Source organism: Oryzihumus sp. JJN4-3R, assembly GCF_057747915.1.
In genome coordinates this window covers 2275823-2293317 of record NZ_CM173229.1, presented here as the reverse complement: position 1 = coordinate 2293317, position 17495 = coordinate 2275823, and the positions used below count along the sequence as shown (strand labels likewise).

General features: G+C 72.9%; 14 protein-coding genes. 3 read left to right on the top strand and 11 right to left on the bottom strand.

Features of this window, described 5'->3' with window-relative positions; genetic code table 11:
* Positions 1 to 51: 51 nt before the first annotated feature.
* From AC3ANM_RS10740 to AC3ANM_RS10715, 6 genes are all read right to left on the bottom strand, one after another.
* On the bottom strand, positions 52 to 783 hold the full coding sequence (locus tag AC3ANM_RS10740) for a hypothetical protein (protein ID WP_488284408.1): 732 nt from the start codon (positions 781 to 783) through the stop codon (positions 52 to 54).
* A gap of 78 nt (positions 784 to 861) precedes the next feature.
* Positions 862 to 1473 carry an RNA polymerase sigma factor SigM gene (sigM, locus tag AC3ANM_RS10735; RefSeq protein ID WP_488284407.1) on the bottom strand — a complete coding sequence of 204 codons (612 nt, stop codon included), beginning with the start codon at positions 1471 to 1473 and terminating at the stop codon, positions 862 to 864.
* Between the two features lie 12 nt (positions 1474 to 1485).
* A complete protein-coding gene (locus tag AC3ANM_RS10730) occupies positions 1486 to 3330 on the bottom strand; it encodes a hypothetical protein (RefSeq protein ID WP_488284406.1) in 1845 nt (614 codons plus the stop codon).
* An 80-nt stretch (positions 3331 to 3410) separates the two neighbouring features.
* Positions 3411 to 5042 carry a murein biosynthesis integral membrane protein MurJ gene (murJ, locus tag AC3ANM_RS10725; RefSeq protein WP_488284405.1) on the bottom strand — a complete coding sequence of 544 codons (1632 nt, stop codon included), beginning with the start codon at positions 5040 to 5042 and terminating at the stop codon, positions 3411 to 3413.
* Positions 5039 to 7189 (bottom strand): DUF6049 family protein, encoded by a 2151-nt coding sequence (locus tag AC3ANM_RS10720; RefSeq protein ID WP_488284404.1) that lies wholly within the window; start codon positions 7187 to 7189, stop codon positions 5039 to 5041. The genes murJ and AC3ANM_RS10720 overlap by 4 nt, the downstream gene beginning before the upstream one ends.
* Before the next feature lie 38 nt (positions 7190 to 7227).
* The gene (locus tag AC3ANM_RS10715; RefSeq protein WP_488284403.1) at positions 7228 to 7713 is read right to left on the bottom strand and encodes an NUDIX hydrolase; all 486 of its coding nucleotides are present in this window, start codon (positions 7711 to 7713) and stop codon (positions 7228 to 7230) included.
* 86 nt (positions 7714 to 7799) lie between these two features.
* Between AC3ANM_RS10715 and AC3ANM_RS10710 the strand changes: the two genes are divergently transcribed.
* A complete protein-coding gene (locus AC3ANM_RS10710) occupies positions 7800 to 9287 on the top strand; it encodes a CCA tRNA nucleotidyltransferase (protein WP_488284402.1) in 1488 nt (495 codons plus the stop codon).
* Positions 9288 to 9293: 6 nt separating this feature from the next.
* Here AC3ANM_RS10710 and AC3ANM_RS10705 read toward each other — a convergent pair whose 3' ends face one another.
* Positions 9294 to 10577: an MFS transporter gene (locus tag AC3ANM_RS10705; RefSeq protein WP_488284401.1), complete on the bottom strand. Its 1284-nt coding sequence runs from the start codon at positions 10575 to 10577 to the stop codon at positions 9294 to 9296.
* 70 nt (positions 10578 to 10647) lie between these two features.
* On the opposite strand from AC3ANM_RS10705, the gene AC3ANM_RS10700 reads away from it, so the two are divergent.
* The gene (locus tag AC3ANM_RS10700; RefSeq protein WP_488284400.1) at positions 10648 to 11436 is read left to right on the top strand and encodes a glycerophosphodiester phosphodiesterase; all 789 of its coding nucleotides are present in this window, start codon (positions 10648 to 10650) and stop codon (positions 11434 to 11436) included.
* A 66-nt stretch (positions 11437 to 11502) separates the two neighbouring features.
* Here the strand turns inward: AC3ANM_RS10700 and AC3ANM_RS10695 are convergent, their stop codons facing one another.
* The 4 genes from AC3ANM_RS10695 to AC3ANM_RS10680 all read right to left on the bottom strand — a co-directional run bounded on the left by AC3ANM_RS10695 (position 11503) and on the right by AC3ANM_RS10680 (position 14986).
* Entirely contained in the window at positions 11503 to 11718 is a 216-nt protein-coding gene (locus tag AC3ANM_RS10695; RefSeq protein WP_141790562.1) for a biotin/lipoyl-binding carrier protein, read from the bottom strand.
* 37 nt (positions 11719 to 11755) lie between these two features.
* The gene (locus AC3ANM_RS10690; protein WP_488284399.1) at positions 11756 to 12991 is read right to left on the bottom strand and encodes a lamin tail domain-containing protein; all 1236 of its coding nucleotides are present in this window, start codon (positions 12989 to 12991) and stop codon (positions 11756 to 11758) included.
* A gap of 228 nt (positions 12992 to 13219) precedes the next feature.
* Positions 13220 to 14311 carry an inositol-3-phosphate synthase gene (locus AC3ANM_RS10685; RefSeq protein ID WP_488284398.1) on the bottom strand — a complete coding sequence of 364 codons (1092 nt, stop codon included), beginning with the start codon at positions 14309 to 14311 and terminating at the stop codon, positions 13220 to 13222.
* A gap of 78 nt (positions 14312 to 14389) precedes the next feature.
* Positions 14390 to 14986 (bottom strand): PadR family transcriptional regulator, encoded by a 597-nt coding sequence (locus AC3ANM_RS10680; RefSeq protein WP_488284397.1) that lies wholly within the window; start codon positions 14984 to 14986, stop codon positions 14390 to 14392.
* Positions 14987 to 15209: 223 nt separating this feature from the next.
* On the opposite strand from AC3ANM_RS10680, the gene AC3ANM_RS10675 reads away from it, so the two are divergent.
* Entirely contained in the window at positions 15210 to 17432 is a 2223-nt protein-coding gene (locus AC3ANM_RS10675; protein ID WP_488284396.1) for a transglycosylase domain-containing protein, read from the top strand.
* Positions 17433 to 17495 lie beyond the last annotated feature (63 nt).

Genomic DNA, 17495 nt, shown 5'->3' with positions numbered 1-17495 from the left:
CAGATCCTACGGTGAGGTTGTTCCGCGGCCCGCGCTCGACCGGCCGACGCGCTAGGGCAGCGTGGTGGCCGGGTGCAGCACACCGGCATCGCCGGTGCGGCAGGTGCGGAGCACGGCATACGCCGTCCGGTGCCCACCGCGGAGGGTGACCAGGGCCACGGCCGGGGTGCCGTCGTAGAAGGCCAGGTCGGCCGTCACGTCCGCCGAGGGGTCGACCCCCAGTGCCCTGAGGCAGTCGGCCAGCCCGACGGGGGTCGCGATCGGCCCGGCCCCCTGGGCCTCCCCGGTCAGCGGCGTGACGTCGGCGGCAGACCGGGCCGCGAGGACGGAGGCCTGGGTGAGGAACCCGGCGCTGGTGTAGCGGATGCCCGACTGCTGGATGTGCATCTGGCCCGCCCACGACGGTGAGGCCGCCTTGCGGCCGGCATCCGGGCTCGCCGCGAGCTGCGCACCGGCGGAGGACGCCGCCCCGGCCGAGGTCTGGGAGGCCCCGCCGAGCGGGAGGAGCTCGGCGCCGGCCACGCCCACCGCGGCGATCCCGGCGGCGACGGCGACGGCCGCGAGCACGCGGCGGCCCCGACGGGCGTGACGGTGGGAGGCGTCCAGCGGGAGCACGAGGGCCTCGCGGGGGCCACGGGCGGCCTGCTCGGCGGCCAGGCTCGCGGTGATCCGGTGCACGAGGTCGTCGGGCATCGGGTCGGGCTCGGGGAGGGAGGACAGCAGCGCCCGCACGCCTGTCGGGTCGTCATCCTGGTCGCCCGAGGGGTGGCGGGGCAGGATCACGGCGGTTCACCTCCATACGGGTCGTTGGGCGGGACGGGGTGGGACCGGTGCGGCGCTTCGGCCGACGAGGGTAGGACGTCAGGGTGACGCCGAAGGTTCCGGGTGGGCCCTCGGCGGGCCGGTGGCCGGCGGAGGGCGCCGCTGCAGCCCGAGAAGCTCGGCCATGGCGGCCCGACCGCGGGCGCAGCGGGACTTGATGGTGCCCACGGCGACGTCGAGGACCTCGGCGGCCTCGGCCACGCTCAGGCCGTGCATGTCGACCAGCACCAGCGCCATGCGCTGGCCCTCGGGCAGCTGTTCCAGGGCGTGGCGGACGTCCAGCCGGGTCTCGAGGCTGGCATGGGCGTCGCGGGCGTCGGGCAGCTCCTGCTCGGGCAGCTCGCTGGTGGGTCGCTGCCGGCGCAGCCGGTCCAGGCAGGCGTTGACCACGATGCGGTGCAGCCACGTGGTCACGGCGGCATCACCACGGTAGGAGTCGGCCCGACGGAAGGCCGAGATGAACGCGTCCTGCACGGCGTCGGCGGCGAGCTCACGGTCGCTGGTGGTGCGCAGGGCGACCGCCCACATCCGGTCGCGGTGGCGGCGGAACAGCTCCCCGAACGCCTCGGCGTCCCCCGCGCAGTGGGCGGCGAGCAGGTCCCGGTCGCTCAGGCTCGAGAGGTCACCCCGGCCGGTGCTGCTGCTCGACATGGTGGCCACGGGTCACCGCAACGTGATGTCGGCGAGGGAGGCGCGGTAGCGGCCGCCGTCCTGGGGCAGCAGCGTGAACCACACGATGACGTAACGGGCCGGCTCGAGGTCACTGTTGGCGGTGACGGTGACCGTGTCGCCCGCGCCCTGGGCCGTGCCGACCGTGGAGGCGCCGTCGAGCGAGCGCGAGGGCGCGGCGTAGACCGTCACGTCGGCCGGGCCGTTGCCCAGCACCAGCTTCGCGGAGTGCACGGACTTCGCGGTGCCCAGGTCGAGGATGAGACCGACGCCCTTCTTCAGGCCACCGAACGAGGGGGAGTTGTAGCCCTCGGACTGCCAGGCGGTGCTGGGGTCGCCGTCCAGGACAGCCTTGGCCAGGTCGTCCTTCTCGGACTGGTCGCCCTCGGGGTCGAAGCCCGTGGCGTCCTTGATCGCGAGCGGGCCGGCGGCCGCTGACCTGCTCGTCGTGGTCGTCGGCGTCGGTGTGGGCGAGGCGGTGCTCGGGGTGGCCGACGCGCTCTGGTGGGGTGTGACGGTGCCCAGCGGCAGTGAGCTGCCCGAGCCGATGCTCGAGATCCCGCAGTAGCCGAGCAGCAGCACGATGACGAGGAAGCCGACGAGGATCGACACGACGAGCTTGGTCTGGCTGCGGGTCGGCGCCTCGGCGCCGGTGTGCAGGAGCGGCAAGGGTGGCTCGGCCGGCTCCTGCTGGGTGTGGAACACCTCCGGGAGGCTGATCGTCTCGGCCTCGGTCTCGCCCTCGTCACCGCGCACCCCCGCCGCATGGGCCGCGCGGTCCGCGGCGGCGCGCGCGAAGGAGCCGAAGCGTCCGACACCAGTCCCGGCCAGGGCGCCCGCGGCCGTGCCCCCGCTGCGGGCGGCCCCGACGGCTGCGGCGGCAGCGGGCTCGGTCGATGCGGCCGCGCCGGCAGGCCTGGGGCCCGGGGAGGCCGGGGCGGAGGTGGGGGCTGCCGGGCTGTCCGCGGTGCGCGGGTCCCGTCGGCTCGTGGCCGGCGTCCACGCGGCGGTGGCGGTGGCTGTCGTGCCCGCGCCGGCGGCCTGTGCCTGCGGCGCTGCCACCACCGGAAGCTCCGAGGTGTGGTCGCCGACGTCCTCAGGGTGCACCTGTTCCCGGGCCCAGGGGGCGATCTGGGAGGCAAGGTCGCCCGGGTCCAGCGGTCCCGCGGACTCGTTGAGGGTGAGGCGGCAGATCGCGTCGAGGTCGCCGGGCACGCCCGCGGCGATCTCGGAGGGCGCGGGGACCCCCGCGGCCAGGCGCGGTGCAGCCTCCAGCCCCGCCGGCGGGTCGGGCAGCGGCCAGCGGCTGGTCAGGCCGGCGTAGGCCAGGGCCACCAGCGCCACGGCGTCCGCGCGAGAGGCCGCGAGCGGGTCGAGGTCGTCGGCTCCGTCCAGCGCGGCGGCGATGGCGAGCCCGGAGACCTTGATCGCGCCGTCGGCCGAGCGCAGGACCTCGTGCGGGGTCAGTCGCAGGTGGTGCAGGCCCCGGGAGCGGCCCGTCTCCAGGCCGCTCGCCGCCTCGCCGGTGATCCGGCGGACCTCCTCGGCGGGCAGTCCGCCCTGCTCCAGCAGGGCGGCGACGGTCCGGGAGCCCGGCAGGAACTCCTCGACGATCCAGGCGAAGTCGTCCTGGGTGCCGACGTCGAGGACCCGCACCAGGCGGCCGTCCTCGACCCCGGCCGCCCGCCGGGCCGCGTCGACGGCGGCGTCGGCGTTGGGGTGATCGCTCGCGAAGACCGTCAGGATCACGTCGCGCTCGAGGGTCGTGTCGTGGGCCGACCAGCGGGCACGGTCGCGTGACTGCGCCAACCGTCGCTGGACGGTGTAGCGGTCTCCCACGATGGTTCCCGGGCCCGGGCCGTGCACTCGGCTGCTCCCCTCGTCGCGACTGACGGTCAGGGGATCATCCTAGGGTCGCCTCAGCCCCCGGGGATGAGGCGACGCACCCGGGAGGCCAGCGGACCGAAGAGCTCGTCGACCTCGCGCACGCGCAGCAGGCGTGCCAGGACCAGGTAGACCACGAGGAAGACCAGCCCGCCGACGACCAGGGTCACGACGTCCTGCACCCGGCCGATGACCTGCGCGGCGATCGCCAGCCGCACGAGGTATGCCGCCCCGCCGGCCACCAGGGCCGCTGCCCCCAGGCGCACGTAGGTGCGCCCGACGGCCCGCAGCGGCAGGCCCTCGAGTCGCCGGCGCGCCCACACCAGGCCGAGCGCCGCGCCGGCGAGGTTGGCCACCGACTGGCCGATGCCCACCGTGATGCCCATCCACGAGACGGGCAATGACAGGGCGATCAGGCTGATCGTCGTGCCGACGCCGCTGGCGAGCACCTGGAGCTTGAACGGGGTGCGGGCGTCCTCGAAGGCGTAGTAGACCCGCTGCAGCAGGTAGAGGGTGCCGAACGGGACGAGGCCGGCCATCATCGCGACCATCACCACCGTGGTCGCGTGGACGTCGGCGTCGGAGTTCTTGAAGAACAGCGTGCCCACCAGCGCGGTGCCGAGGACGAAGCAGGCCACCGTGGCCGGCACCGTCGCCACAGCGGTCAGGCGCAGGCCGCGGCTGACGTCGTCGCGCACCTCGGCGAGGTCGCCGGTGTTGGCCGCCTTGCTCATCCGCGTGAACAGGGCCGTGACGAGCGAGACGGTCACCAGCGAGTGCGGCAGCATGAACAGCAGGAAGGCGTTGCTGTAGGCGGTCAGGCCGGGCTCGTGCAGGTGCCGGGCGGCGCTGAGGCTGGTGGCCTGGGTCAGGACCTTCGAGGTGACGATGAACGAGGCTTGGGAGACGGCCAGCGCGGCGAACGTCCACCCGGCGACCTTGGAGGAGCTGCGCAGCCCCACGCCGCGGAAGCCCCAGCGGGGGCGGTAGCGGAACCCGCCCCGGCGCAGGGGGATGAGGAGCACGAGCGCCTGGGCGATGATCCCGAGCGTGGTCGTCCCGGCCAGCAGCCAGATCATCCCCGGCGTCCACTGGTCGACCGAGGGCTGCCGGGGGTAGCGCAGCAGGAAGATGGCCATGCCCGCGATGGACACCACGTTGGCGATCACCGGCGCCCACATGAACGCGGCGAACTGCGAGCGGGCGTTGAGCACCTGGCCCAGCAGCGTGTAGAGGCCGTAGAAGAAGACCTGCGGCAGGCAGATGAGGGCGAAGGAGATGCTCAGGCTCATCGTCTGCGGCGAGAAGCCCGAGCTGAACAGGCGCACGAGGAGCGCGGCCGAGCCGGTCACCACGAGGGTGAGGACCCCCATCGACACGATTGCCAGGGTGAGCAGGCGGTCGACGAAGTCCTGGCCACCGTCGGCGTGCAGTCTGGCCTTGGTCAGCTGGGGCACGAGGACGGCGTTGAGGACGCCGCCGGCGAGCAGCAGGAACAGCAGGTTGGGCAGGGTGTTGGCGACCTGGAAGGCATCGGCCGACAGGCCGGTCATGCCGATCACCGCCCCGAGCATGGTCGCGCGGACCATGCCGAGCACACGGGAGACGATGGTGCCCGAGGCCATGACCGCGCTGGATCGCGCCAGGCTGGCGGTGGAGTCGCTCATGGCAGGACATTCTCCTGAGAGGGCATCGAGGGTCGCGCCCGCCCCCGTCGCAACGACCGGACGACGCCCAGGACGAGCACGAGACCAGCCACGACACCGAGGACGCCGTAGACCCAGGTCTCGGTGGGGCTGACCCGCACGTCGACCCGGGCGCCCTGACCGATGGGGGTGCCGTTGGCCGAGCTGAGGCTCGCCTGGACGGGGACGAGGCCGGCCGCGACAGCGGTGACGTGGACCTTCACCGTGATCCGGCTCTGCCGGTTGATCCGCAGGGGTTGCGGCTGGTCGTCGATACGCAGGCGCGGGCTGCCCGGCTCGAGGTGGAGCCGGACGTCATGGACCGGGACGTCGAGGGTGTTGACCACCGTGATCTGGAGGACACCCTGGTCGGCGAGGAAGTTGACGTTCGAGGGGTTCACCCGGACGCCCTGGCTCACCCCCGTGATGGCCGAGTCGATCGAGCGACGCAGCGTGGCGAATGACGCGGGCTGGCCGCGCCAGCGGGAGGAGAGCAGCTGGGTGGCGGCGTCCTGCCACAGGGGGGCCGGGAACTTCTGGGGGTCGACCAGGCTGGAGATGCCCTGGATCTCGGACCGCAGCGCGGGCAATGTCGTGACCACCTGCCGGGTCAGCGGCGAGCGGCCGGGCGCGAGGGCGTCGCTGCCGGACGGCCGGCTGCCCGGTGGCGGGGCGTCGTCGGTGTCGACCGCCTGGTGGACCAGCTCGGTGGTGCTGACCGGCTGGATCCACGGGGCGGAGGAGGCGGCGCCCAGCAGCGAGGCGAGGACGGTCGGGTCGCCGGCGAACGAGCGCGGCGCGGCGACGAGGGCCGACCGCGGCACCGACGGGCGCTCCTGCAGGAGCGTGATGGTCTCGGCCAGGAACCGCTGCACCGTCTCGGTCCCGTCGGTCGGGGAGCTGGTGGCGGTCAGCAGCCGGCTCAGCTGGTCGTCGTAGGCGAGCAGGGGCAGCCCGTCGGGGGTGCGCCGCGCCGCGTTCGGGGTCACGCCGGTGGTGTCCGAGGGCAGCGAGGAGGCCGAGACCACGGCTGCGGACAGCCCGCTGCCCCGGTACAGGCTGCGCAGGCCGTTCTCGCGGGCGGTGGCGACCCGCCCGTCGACCAGCCACGCGACGTCCCGGCGCACGCCGCTGCCGACGACGGAGGACAGGGTGTCGGGCATGGCCATCACCGCGGCCACCGAGGGGTCACCTGGTGCGATGGTCAGGGTGCGGGCCAGGTCCGGGTCGGAGTAGGGCAGGGCCCAGATGGGGTGCCGGGCCGCACCGTCGTGCAGCCGCTGGCCGAGCGCATTGGTCAGCGCGGCGACGGGGTCGGCCGTCGGGGTGGACGGCGTCGTGCTGCTGCCGGTGGGTGTCGGGGCCGGAGTCGGCGTCGCGGTGCTGGGGCTGCCCGCGACCTGGGGCTCCGGGGGAGGGCCCAGGAGGGAGGGGTCGACCGCCCAGGTCACCGGGGCGTTCGCGGTCCCGCTGAGCAGCCGGTCGATGCGCGAGCCCGGACCGATCGCCTGCTCCCAGGCGGCGGTACGGGCCCGGCTGGGTGCGCCGAACAGGGGCGGCTCCGGGTCGAGCGTCAGCGGGATCGCGAACGCCATCGACAGCCGGGTGAACTCCTTGCGCTGGAACCAGGGAAGGAAGGTGTGGGTGCTGCCGGACACGGTCGCGGAGCCGCGTCCGTGCACCTCCACCGCCAGGGGCAGCGCGGCGAACGCGGACGGGTTGCGCACGGCCGCTGCGGGGACGGTCAGCACGAACGGCGTGGTGACACCGGGGGCGAGGGTGCCGCCGAGGTCCTGGTGCGCCACCTCGGGACCGGGGGTGAGCTCGGTGGACCCCTGCGCCCAGGCGCTGACCTGCTGCCGGTTGCCGAGGCCGTCGGTGCGCAGCCGGGCCACCACCACGGGACGGGCCAGGGGCTTGGCCCCGGTGTTGCGGATGGTCCCCCTGATGCGGACCGCCTGGCCGGGGCGCGCCACCTGCGGGCTGACCGCCGACAGCTGCACGCTGACGCCGGAGCCCGTCCCGGCGCGCGGGACCGAGGCGTCCGTGGCGGAAGAGGCGGCCGAGGCCGACGTCGGGAGCGCCGCCGGGACGGCGGTGAAGGCGACGACGAGGGCAGCGGCGAGCACCCGGCATACCGTCTGCATGCGAAGGCCGTGCCGAGGGTTCACGCGGACCCGGCCAGCCGCTCCCAGGCGGCCTGGGCGATCCGGCGCTCGTTGGGGAAGGTGAGGTGCTCGTGGACCTCGTCGAGCGCGATCCACGCCACGTCGATGGCCTCGGCGTCGGGGTCGCCGTCGATGCTCAGCTCCCCGCCGGTGGCCTCGAGCAGGAAGTGGTGGACCACCTTGTGGATCCGCCGGTCGGGGGTGGAGAACCAGTAGTCGATGGTGCCCAGCGACTCGATCACACGGCCGATGATGCCTGTCTCCTCCGCGACCTCACGGGCCGCCGTCTCGGGCAGCGACTCACCCGGCTCGATGTGTCCCTTGGGCAGGCACCACTCGACGCGTCCGGCCCGGTTGCGGCGCGCGATCACGGCGATCCGGGCCGACCCGTCCTGGACGTCGATGACCACTCCGCCCGCGGAGGTCTCCTCCACAGCCGGGAGCCGGCGCGGCAGCCGGGTGGGCCGGGGGTCGGGGGCGGTCACCCCGTCACTGTAACCAGCGCCCACCGGACCCTACCTGTCAGCGCGGGCGTCGGCGCGGCAGGCGTCGTCACCTAGTCTTGAGTCTCGTGTCCTCCACCGCCCGCCCCAGCTCCCTCCTCCAGGAGGCCGTCCGTCGGCTGGCCCCGGTCCTGCCCCTGCTGACCGAGATCGGGCAGCGGTTCACCGCCGCCGGGCACGAGGTGGCCCTCGTCGGCGGGCCGGTCCGCGACGCCTTCCTGGGGCGCACGTCCCCCGACCTGGACTTCACCACCGACGCCACCCCGGAGCAGACGGAGAAGGTGCTGCGCGGCTGGGCGGACGCCCACTGGGACGTGGGGCGCGCCTTCGGCACGATCGGGGCGCGCAAGGGCAACCACACCATCGAGGTGACGACCTACCGCGCCGACGCCTACGACCGCACGACCCGCAAGCCCGAGGTGGCCTTCGGCGACAACCTGCACGACGACCTCGTGCGCCGGGACTTCACCGTCAACGCGATGGCGCTGCGGCTGCCCGCCCTGGAGTTCGTCGACCCGCACGACGGGCTCGCCGACCTCTCCGCGCGGGTGCTGCGCACACCCGGGACGCCCGAGGAGTCCTTCGCCGACGACCCGCTGCGGATGATGCGCGCCGCGCGCTTCGTGGCCCAGCTCGGCTTCACCCTGGCCCCGGAGGTCGACGCGGCGGTCCGCGACATGTCCGGGCGACTGGAGATCGTCTCGGCCGAGCGGATCCGGGTCGAGCTGGAGAAGCTGCTGCTCTCACCCGACCCCCGAGCCGGCCTGCGGGTCCTGGTCGACACCGGGCTCGCCGACCAGATGCTGCCCGAGCTGCCCGCCCTGAAGCTGGAGCTCGACGAGCACCACCGCCACAAGGACGTCTACGAGCACTCCCTGATCGTGCTGGAGCAGGCGATCGCGCTCGAGGGGCCGCCGGACGGCCCCGAGGAGTCGGTGCCCGGCCCGGACCTGGTGCTGCGCCTGGCCGCCCTGCTGCACGACATCGGCAAGCCGGCCACGCGGCGGTTCGAGCCCGGCGGCGGGGTCAGCTTCCACCACCACGAGGTCGTCGGGGCCAAGATGACGGCCAAGCGGCTGCGCGCGCTGCGCTTCGACAAGGAGACGGTCAAGGCGGTGTCCCGCCTGGTGGAGCTGCACCTGCGCTTCCACGGCTACGGGGAGGGGCAGTGGACCGACTCGGCGGTGCGTCGCTACGTCACCGACGCCGGCCCGCTGCTGCCGCGACTGCACCGGCTCACCCGCTCGGACTGCACCACGCGCAACGTGCGCAAGGCCCAGCGGCTGTCCCGGACGTATGACGAGCTCGAGGCCCGCATCGCCCGGCTGCTGGAGCAGGAGGAGCTGGCGGCGGTCCGGCCCGAGCTCGACGGCAACCAGATCGCCGAGGCGCTCGGCATCCGCCCCGGACCGCTGCTCGGGCGCGCCTACAAGCACCTGCTGGCCGTGCGGCTGGACCGCGGGCCGATCGGGGAGGACGCCGCCCGGGAGGAGCTGCTCGCCTGGTGGGCGCAGCAGCCCGAGGCGCAGGAGCCGGCGCTCGAGGGCGGGGCCTGAGCGGCCTCAGGCCCGTGCGGTGGTGGCGGTGGCGCGGCGGTAGCTGACGCACACCGCCAGGTAGCCGAGCCCGAGGACGAGGAAGACCCACGGCGCGTCGCCGTCGGCCGGCACGACGGCCGCCGAGAGCGCGACGGCGACCACGAAGGTGGCGTTGAAGAGCATGTCGTAGATGCTGAACACCCGGCCGCGGAAGGCGTCGTCCACGCCCCGCTGGACGAGGGTGTCCACGCAGATCTTCAGGCTCTGCCCGGCCCAGCCGATGACCAGCGCCGAGGCGAGCAGGACCGGCAGGCTCAGCGTGATCGCCAGGACCGCGGCGGCCAGGCCGGCGCCGACCAGGGCGCCGGCGACGACGGACTCCGGGGCGTGCTCGCGCCGCACCCACCACGGGGTGCTCACCGCGGCGGCCAGGAACCCCACGGCGCCGGCGCCGAGCACCCAGCCGAGCAGCATCAGCCCCCGCTGGCTGCCTCCGCCGCCGAAGTGGTTGCGGGCGAGCAGGATCGTGGACAGGGTCAGCGTCCCGAAGAACAGCCGGTGGCCGCTCATCGCGCCCAGTGCCCAGGCAGCGGTATGCCGTGAGCGCAGGTGCCGCAGCCCCCGCACCAGGTCGCGCGCCACCTCCACCAGACCCCGGGCGGCCCCCTCCGTGAACGGGGCCCGGTCCGGGCCGAGCTGGGCCGGCCGGAGCCGCAGCGCCAGGAGCGCTGCGCTGACGAGCAGGGCGGCGACGAGCACCACGAGCGTGGCGTGGCTCGCGCCCAGCAGCCGGCCGCCATAGGCCAGCGCGCCACCGGTGAGGTAGGCGGCGGTGCCCAGGGTGGGGGTGACCGCGTTGGCGGCCACGAGGTGCCCGGGGTCGACCACGTGGGGCAGGCTCGCGGACAGGGCCGCGAGGAGGAACCGGTTGATGCTCAGGAAGGTGAGCACCACGGCATACAGGACCGGGTCGGGGGCGTGGAGGGCCAGCAGTGCCCCCACCACCAGGGCCAGGACGGCCCGGACGACGTTGCCCACCATGAGCGTGTTGCGCCGGGACCAGCGGTCCAGCGGCACCCCCGCCCACGGGCCGATCAGGGTGAACGGCAGGGTCAGGACGGCGAAGGCGGCCGCGATGCCCCCGGGGGTGGCGGCGCGCTCGGGGGAGAAGAAGAACAGGGACGCGAGGGCCACCTCGAAGACGCCGTCCCCGAGCTGGCTGCTCAACCGGACCGCCAGCAGCCGTCGGAAGGCCGGCCCGAAGGCCCACAGCCGGGGGGCGGGGACAGGGCTCGCCGCGGCGGTCACCGCCTCATCGTGTCACGCACCCCCGGCGTGGCCGGTTGGCAGACCCGGGGCGACGCAGCAGGATCGAGGTATGGGGAGCGGTCACGGGCGGGGTCGACGTGAGGCCGGGACGGTCTTCGGTGGACGCCCGACGGTCCTCGGCCACCGGGGCCTGGGCCGCGGGCCGGGGGAGAACACCCCCGACTCGGTCCGCCAGGCGGTGGCCGCCGGCCTGCGCTGGGTCGAGACCGACGTCCGGCGGACCGCCGACGACGAGCTCGTCGTCGGGCACTTCCCGACCTGGGACGACGGGTCGTTCGTGGCCGAGCTGACGCTGGAGCAGGCCCGGGAGGCGGGGGCGTGCACCCTGGCGGAGCTGATCGCCGACCTGCCGGAGGGCATCGGGGTGAACCTGGATGTGAAGAGCTGCCTGGAGGACGCGTTGCGGCCACCCGGGCGCACCACCGCCGCCCTGCTCGCGCCGCTGGCCGGGCAGCTCGCCGGGGAGCGACCGGTCCTGGCGACGTCCTTCGACCCGGCGGCCGTGCTCACGCTGCTGGGTGCGGTGCCGCACCTGCCGGTCGGCCTGCTCACCTGGGTCGGCTTTCCCCTGCGCAAGGCCGTCCCTGCGGCGGTGCACCTGGGGGCGCACGTCCTCGCCGCGCACTGGAGCTCGTTCGGGCCCAACCAGCTGGACCGGGCGCCGGTGCACCGGCCGGCGAAGGAGTCGATCGCCGTGGCCCACGAGGCGGGGCTCGAGGTCGTGGCCTGGTGCCCTGCGGCGGACCAGGCCCGCGAGCTGCTCGAGGCCGGGGCGGACGCCGTCGTGGTCGACGACGTGCCGCGCACGCTGCCCTCGCTGCGCGGCCTGGCCGACTGATCCCCGCGTGCGGGTGGCCGGGCGAGGCTGCGAGCCCGGGGCGGGGGCGAACTGTGGTGGGGCGGCTCAGTCGAGGACGACGAGCACGTCGCCTTCCTGGACGACGTCACCCTCCTGGACGCGGACGTCGGTGACGGTCCCGTCCTCCTCGGCCAGCACGGGGATCTCCATCTTCATGGACTCCAGCAGGGCGAGCTCGTCGCCGGCGGAGACCGTGTCGCCGACCGAGACGAGGACCTTGGCGACGTTGGCGACCAGGTCGGACGCGACTTCGGTGCTCATGCGGTCACCCTAGTGCTCGGTGCCGGCCGGCTCGTCGTCAGCACCGGCCGGTGCCCCAGGCGTCGCAGCCGAGCCGGATGTCCTCCGACGTGCGCAAGATCGCCCGGCCCCCGGTGTCCACGAGCAGGGAGGTGGTGCGGCCCCAGTAGTAGTCCGTCGAGGTGTTGGTGCCCCTGCCGGTGTGGACCCGCACCTGGTGGCCGGGCTGGAGGACCGTCCGCGGCAGCTCGTAGGTGCTGCCGCCCACGGAGACCACGGCGTAGGACAGGTCCACCGTCGGCGAGGTCGGCTTGTTGTGGAGGGTGATGACCTCCCCGTGGGCGTCGGCGAGCACGTCCACCGTGCCGATGCGGCTGTCGTTGCAGGCGTAGAGGCAGGGGTAGATGGCGTGGGACCGCAGGTCGCCCTGCGGGTCGAACAGGTAGGCCCCGTTGCCGTAGGCGCCCTCGTCGACGTTGCCGAACTTGGGCCCGGACGCGCCCCAGTAGAAGCTGCTCGCGGTGCGGGTGCCCTTGCCTACGTGGAGGGTGATGTAGCCGCCCGCGGGGATCGAGGTGCCGGCCGGGAAGTGGTAGGAGTCCTGGGCCCCGGTGCGCACCCACCAGCCGCCGACATACAGGCGGGTCGTGCCGCGGTTGAGGATGCGGACGTACTCGGCGTTGGGGTTGAGCGCCTCGTTGCCGTCGCCGTCGTAGTTGACCCAGAGCTTGATCGCGTTGGCCTGCTGGGGGCCGGAGCCGCAGTAGACCGGGTTCCACAGGCCCTTGCCCGTGGTCGCAGCCTGCTGGGCCGCGGCGGAGTAGGTCTTCCAGCGGCTCGTCTCCGGCGGGATCACGAGGGGCACCGCCTGGCCGGCCCGCAGCATGGCGAGCTGGGAGTCCACGACCCCCGTGCTCGTGACCACGTCGACGAAGCGCACCGGCCGGCCCAGGCTGACGGCGCTGGCGTGGACCGCGGTGAGCCGCACGCGCTTGCCCAGGGTCAGGGAGTTCATCAGGGCCGACGCCGCGGCGGCGTGGCACTGGCCGACCTCCATGGCCTGGATGCCGGAGTTGCGGATGCTCTGCGGGGTGGCGATGCCGTCGCCCCACACGTCGACGTACTCGGTGTCACCGTCCACGGTGCGCACAGCCCGGCCCTCGGTCGCCGGGTGCAGCTGCACCCACGAGGCGGCCCAGGCCGGGGTGGCGGCCAGCAGCAGGCCGAGGGTGGTCAGGCCGGCGGCGAGGACGCCGGTCCGGCGCCGTCGGGGCAGCAGTGAGGGCGCGTGCATGGGTGGCCTCCGATCCCCCTGCGGCGTGGAGGCCGCCGGATGGAGCCACGAATGTAGGCCGGGCCTCCGGCGTGTCGTCCCGGGCTTTACCAAACCCGGAAGAATCGGACGTCCGGACGCGACAGGGCCCGGACGTCGTGGGACGTCCGGGCCCTGTCAGGAGCCGACCGGAGGCTCAGCGCACCGTGACCTCAGGCGCGCCGGCCCCGACCGTGCTGCTCGCCTGCGTCAGCGCTCCTCGGTACCGGCGATGAAGGCCTCGAGCTTGGTGCGGCCCTCGGTGTCCTCGCGCTGAACCGGCGGGGACTTCATCAGGTACGAGGAGGCGGAGATCAGGGCGCCGCCGATGCCGCGGTCCTTGGCGATCTTCGCCGCACGGATGGCGTCGATGATGATGCCGGCCGAGTTGGGGGAGTCCCAGACCTCGAGCTTGTACTCGAGGTTCAGCGGCACGTCGCCGAACGCGCGACCCTCGAGGCGCACGTAGGCCCACTTGCGGTCGTCCAGCCACTGCACGTAGTCCGACGGGCCGATGTGGACGTTCTTGTCCTCGATCTTGCCGGCCAGCGGGCCGGTCAGGTTCGACGTGACGGCCTGGGTCTTGGAGACCTTCTTGGACTCGAGGCGGTCCCGCTCGAGCATGTTCTTGAAGTCCATGTTGCCGCCGACGTTCAGCTGGTACGTGCGGTCCAGCGTCACACCGCGGTCCTCGAACAGCTTGGCCATCACGCGGTGCGTGATGGTCGCGCCGACCTGGGACTTGATGTCGTCGCCGACGATCGGGACGCCCGCGTCCTCGAACTTCTTGGCCCACTCCGGGTCGGAGGCGATGAAGACGGGCAGCGCGTTGACGAAGGCCACGCCGGCGTCGATGGCGCACTGCGCGTAGTACTTGTCGGCCTCCTCGGAGCCCACCGGCAGGTAGGACACGAGCACGTCGACCTTGGCGTCCTTGAGCGCCTGGACGACGTCCACGGGCTCGGCGTCGGACTCCTCGATGGTCAGGCGGTAGTACTTGCCCAGGCCGTCGTTGGTCACACCACGCTGGACGATGACGCCGGTCGGCGGCACGTCGGCGATCTTGATGGTGTTGTTCTCGGAGGCGTTGATGGCCTCGGACAGGTCGAAGCCGACCTTCTTGGCGTCCACGTCGAAGGCGGCGACGAACTCGACGTCCTTCACGTGGTAGTCACCGAACTGCACGTGCATCAGGCCGGGCACAGTGCCGCTCGGGTCGGCGTCCTTGTAGTACTCGACACCCTGCACCAGCGAGCTGGCGCAGTTGCCGACGCCAACGATGGCGACGCGCACGGATCCCATGGGGGTTCTCCTTGTTGTGGTGATGGGACTGCTCTTCGGGAAAGACTCTTCGGGGGGAAGACTCGGTATGCCGGTCCGTCAGGTCCGCGGTGCGGCCCCACCTGGGGGATGCAGCGGTGGACCGGTCAGGCGTTCGGCGCTGATCAGCTCGGAGAGCCAGCGCACCTCGCGCTCGGCGGACTCCAGGCCGTGGCGCTGGAGCTCGGCGGTGTAGGCGTCCGCCCGCTCGCGGTTCTTGACCGCGGCGGAGCGGAAGGCGTCCAGACGTTCCTCGAGGCGGCTGCGGCGACCCTCGAGGATGCGCAGCCGGACCTCGGCCTCCGTGCGGGCGAAGAACGCGAAGTGGACATCGAACGTCTCGTCCTCCCACGCCGAGGGACCGGCGTCGGCGATGAGCTCCTGGAACCGGTCCTTGCCCTCGGCCGTGAGCTCGTAGACGATCCGGGCCCGGCGGCTTCCGGGGGTCGCCGCCGACCGGCCCGGGGCCGGCGCGCTCTCGGCGATCCACCCGCGGCGCACGAGGTCGCGCAGGCAGGGGTAGAGCGTGCCGTAGGACAGGGCCCGGAAGGCGCCGAGGATGGCGTTGAGGCGCTTGCGCAGCTCATAGCCGTGCATCGGCGCCTCGTGGAGCAGACCGAGGACGGCGAGCTCGAGCAGCGCGGCGCGTCGGCTCATGCAGCTCACCTCCGGTCGGGACGGGTGCCCGGCGAAGGCCGGAACGTGATTCACGATACCCCACAGATATATCGCTCCGATATATCTGAGTTCCGCAGCGCAGGTGGGGAGCGTTACCCTCGTCCCGCGTGGGCCGCCCCCACGGCCGGCTCGACGAGGCAAGCACAGTGCTCGTCGGCATACTGACCGGCAGCCACGCCGCCCGTTCTACGGAAGAAGACACGTGAACGCACAGACCCGAGCCAGCACCGCCGGCCGACGCCGTCCCCCACAGCCGAAGAAGTCCCAGGGGTGGCGCCGGTTCTTCACGTGGAAGCGGGTGCTCCTGACCCTGGTCAGCCTGGGTGTCCTGGGCGTGCTGGGCTTCGCCGTGGCCTACGCGACCACGCCGATCCCCAACCCCAACGAGCTGGCCACCTCACAGGCGTCGGTCATCTACTACGCCGACGGCAAGACCGAGCTGGCCCGCATCAGCCAGGTCAACCGTGAGGCCGTGCCGCTGAGCAAGGTGCCGCTGCACGTGCAGCGGGCGCTGCTGGCGGCCGAGGACCGCAGCTTCTACCACGAGAGCGGCGTGTCCCCGACCGGCATCGGGCGTGCGGTGCTGGTGGCGCTCAAGGGCGGGCCGACCCAGGGTGGCTCGACGATCACCCAGCAGTACGTGAAGAACTACTTCCTCACCCAGGACCAGACGATCACGCGCAAGTACAAGGAGCTGATGATCTCGATCAAGATCGATCAGTCCCAGAGCAAGAGCCAGATCCTGGAGAGCTACCTCAACACCATCTACTTCGGCCGGGGCGCCTACGGCATCCAGACCGCGGCCAAGGCCTACTTCGGCAAGGACGTCTCGCAGCTGAGCGTCACCGAGGGTGCCCTGCTCGCCTCCGTCATCAACGGCCCCAGCTACTTCGACCCGGCCAACGGCCCGCAGGCGCTCAAGGCGGCCCAGGACCGCGTCCGCTACGTCCTCGGCGGCATGCGCACGGAGGGCTGGATCACGCCCGAGCAGTACGACGCCTCCAACCGCGCCGTGGACGCGAAGTTCCCGACGGTCAAGAGCGCCAAGAGCCGCCAGAGCTCCAGCAAGGGCGCGCTGGGCTACATCACCAACGCCGTCAAGGACGAGCTGAAGAGCCGGCTGAAGCTGACCGACTCCGACATCGACCGCGGTGGCTACAAGGTCGTCACCACCATCGACAAGCGGTCCGAGGACTCGGCCATCAAGGCCGTCCAGGACAACCTGCCGAGCTCCGGCTCGGACAAGGCGTCCAAGCTGCTCCACGCCGGACTGGTCGCGATCAAGCCCGGCGACGGCGCGATCGTGGCGATGTACGGCGGCCGCGACTACAACAAGGTCCAGTTCAACTCGGCCACCGACGCCCACCTGCAGGCGGGCTCGACGTTCAAGGCCTTCGGTCTGCTGGCGGCCCTGCAGAAGGGGATCAGCACCAAGACCCGCTTCGACGGCCACAGCCCCCAGGACTTCCCGGAGTTCCGGGGCCAGAACGGCTCGACCGGCAGCGAGGTCGACACCAACGGCACGATCCGCAACTTCGGCGACGAGCAGTTCGGCAACATCGACCTGCGCCGGGCCACGGCCCACTCGGTCAACACCGTGTTCGCCGCGCTGAACATCAAGGTCTCCCCGCAGTCCACGATGCAGGCCGCGATCGCCGCCGGCGTCCCGCAGAGCACCCCGGGGCTGGCGCCGAACTACGCCAACATCCTGGGCTCGGCCTCCCCGCGGGTCATCGACATGGCCAACGCCTACGCCACCATCGCCTCGCAGGGCATGCGCGCCAAGCCGTACCTCATCAAGTCGGTGACCTCCGGGTCCGGCAGCGTCGACTACAAGGCGTCCCGGGTCGTGCAGGCGGCGTTCGACAAGAGGGTCACCGCGGACGCGACCGAGGCGATGACCCACGTCGTCACCGAGGGCACCGCCCAGCACGCCATGGAGCTGGGTCGCCCGGCGGCCGGCAAGACCGGTACGACCAGCAAGAACAAGGCGGTCTGGTTCGACGGGTTCACCCCGCAGCTCGCCGCCGCGGTCGGCATCTACCAGGGCGACGGCACCGGCAGCATCCAGGTCAACGGCTTCGGTGAGGTCACCGGTGGCACCTTCCCGGTCCGCATCTGGACCGCGTTCATGGAGGGTGCCCTGAAGGGCCAGCCGGTGGTCGACTTCCCGCCGCGCGCCGGTGTCGGCGACGAGGCCGTCCCCACCCCGACGCCGACGACGAGCACGACGAGCACCACCAGCACGACGAGCACGACGAGCACCACCACGGCGCCGCCGACGCTCCACACGCCGACGAAGACGAAGACGCCGAAGAACACCTTCACGGTGCCCTTCCCCGGCGGCGGCAGCAGCTCGAGCAGCACCACCACCTCCGGTGCGGGCAGGCGGGGAGGCTCCACGAGCCCGCCCCCGACGCCATAACGTCGACGCCTGGCCACGGTGCCCCCCTGCGCGAGCAGGGGGGCACCGTCGTGTGTGGGGCCG

Excerpts from the sequence above, each read along its gene's own strand:
- murJ (WP_488284405.1), bottom strand. The coding sequence starts at position 5,042 with ATGAGCGACTCCACCGCCAGCCTGGCGCGATCCAGCGCGGTCATGGCC.
- AC3ANM_RS10695 (WP_141790562.1), bottom strand. The coding sequence starts at position 11,718 with ATGAGCACCGAAGTCGCGTCCGACCTGGTCGCCAACGTCGCCAAGGTC.
- AC3ANM_RS10700 (WP_488284400.1), top strand. The coding sequence starts at position 10,648 with ATGGGGAGCGGTCACGGGCGGGGTCGACGTGAGGCCGGGACGGTCTTC.
- AC3ANM_RS10690 (WP_488284399.1), bottom strand. The coding sequence starts at position 12,991 with ATGCACGCGCCCTCACTGCTGCCCCGACGGCGCCGGACCGGCGTCCTC.
- sigM (WP_488284407.1), bottom strand. The coding sequence starts at position 1,473 with ATGTCGAGCAGCAGCACCGGCCGGGGTGACCTCTCGAGCCTGAGCGAC.
- AC3ANM_RS10685 (WP_488284398.1), bottom strand. The coding sequence starts at position 14,311 with ATGGGATCCGTGCGCGTCGCCATCGTTGGCGTCGGCAACTGCGCCAGC.
- AC3ANM_RS10680 (WP_488284397.1), bottom strand. The coding sequence starts at position 14,986 with ATGAGCCGACGCGCCGCGCTGCTCGAGCTCGCCGTCCTCGGTCTGCTC.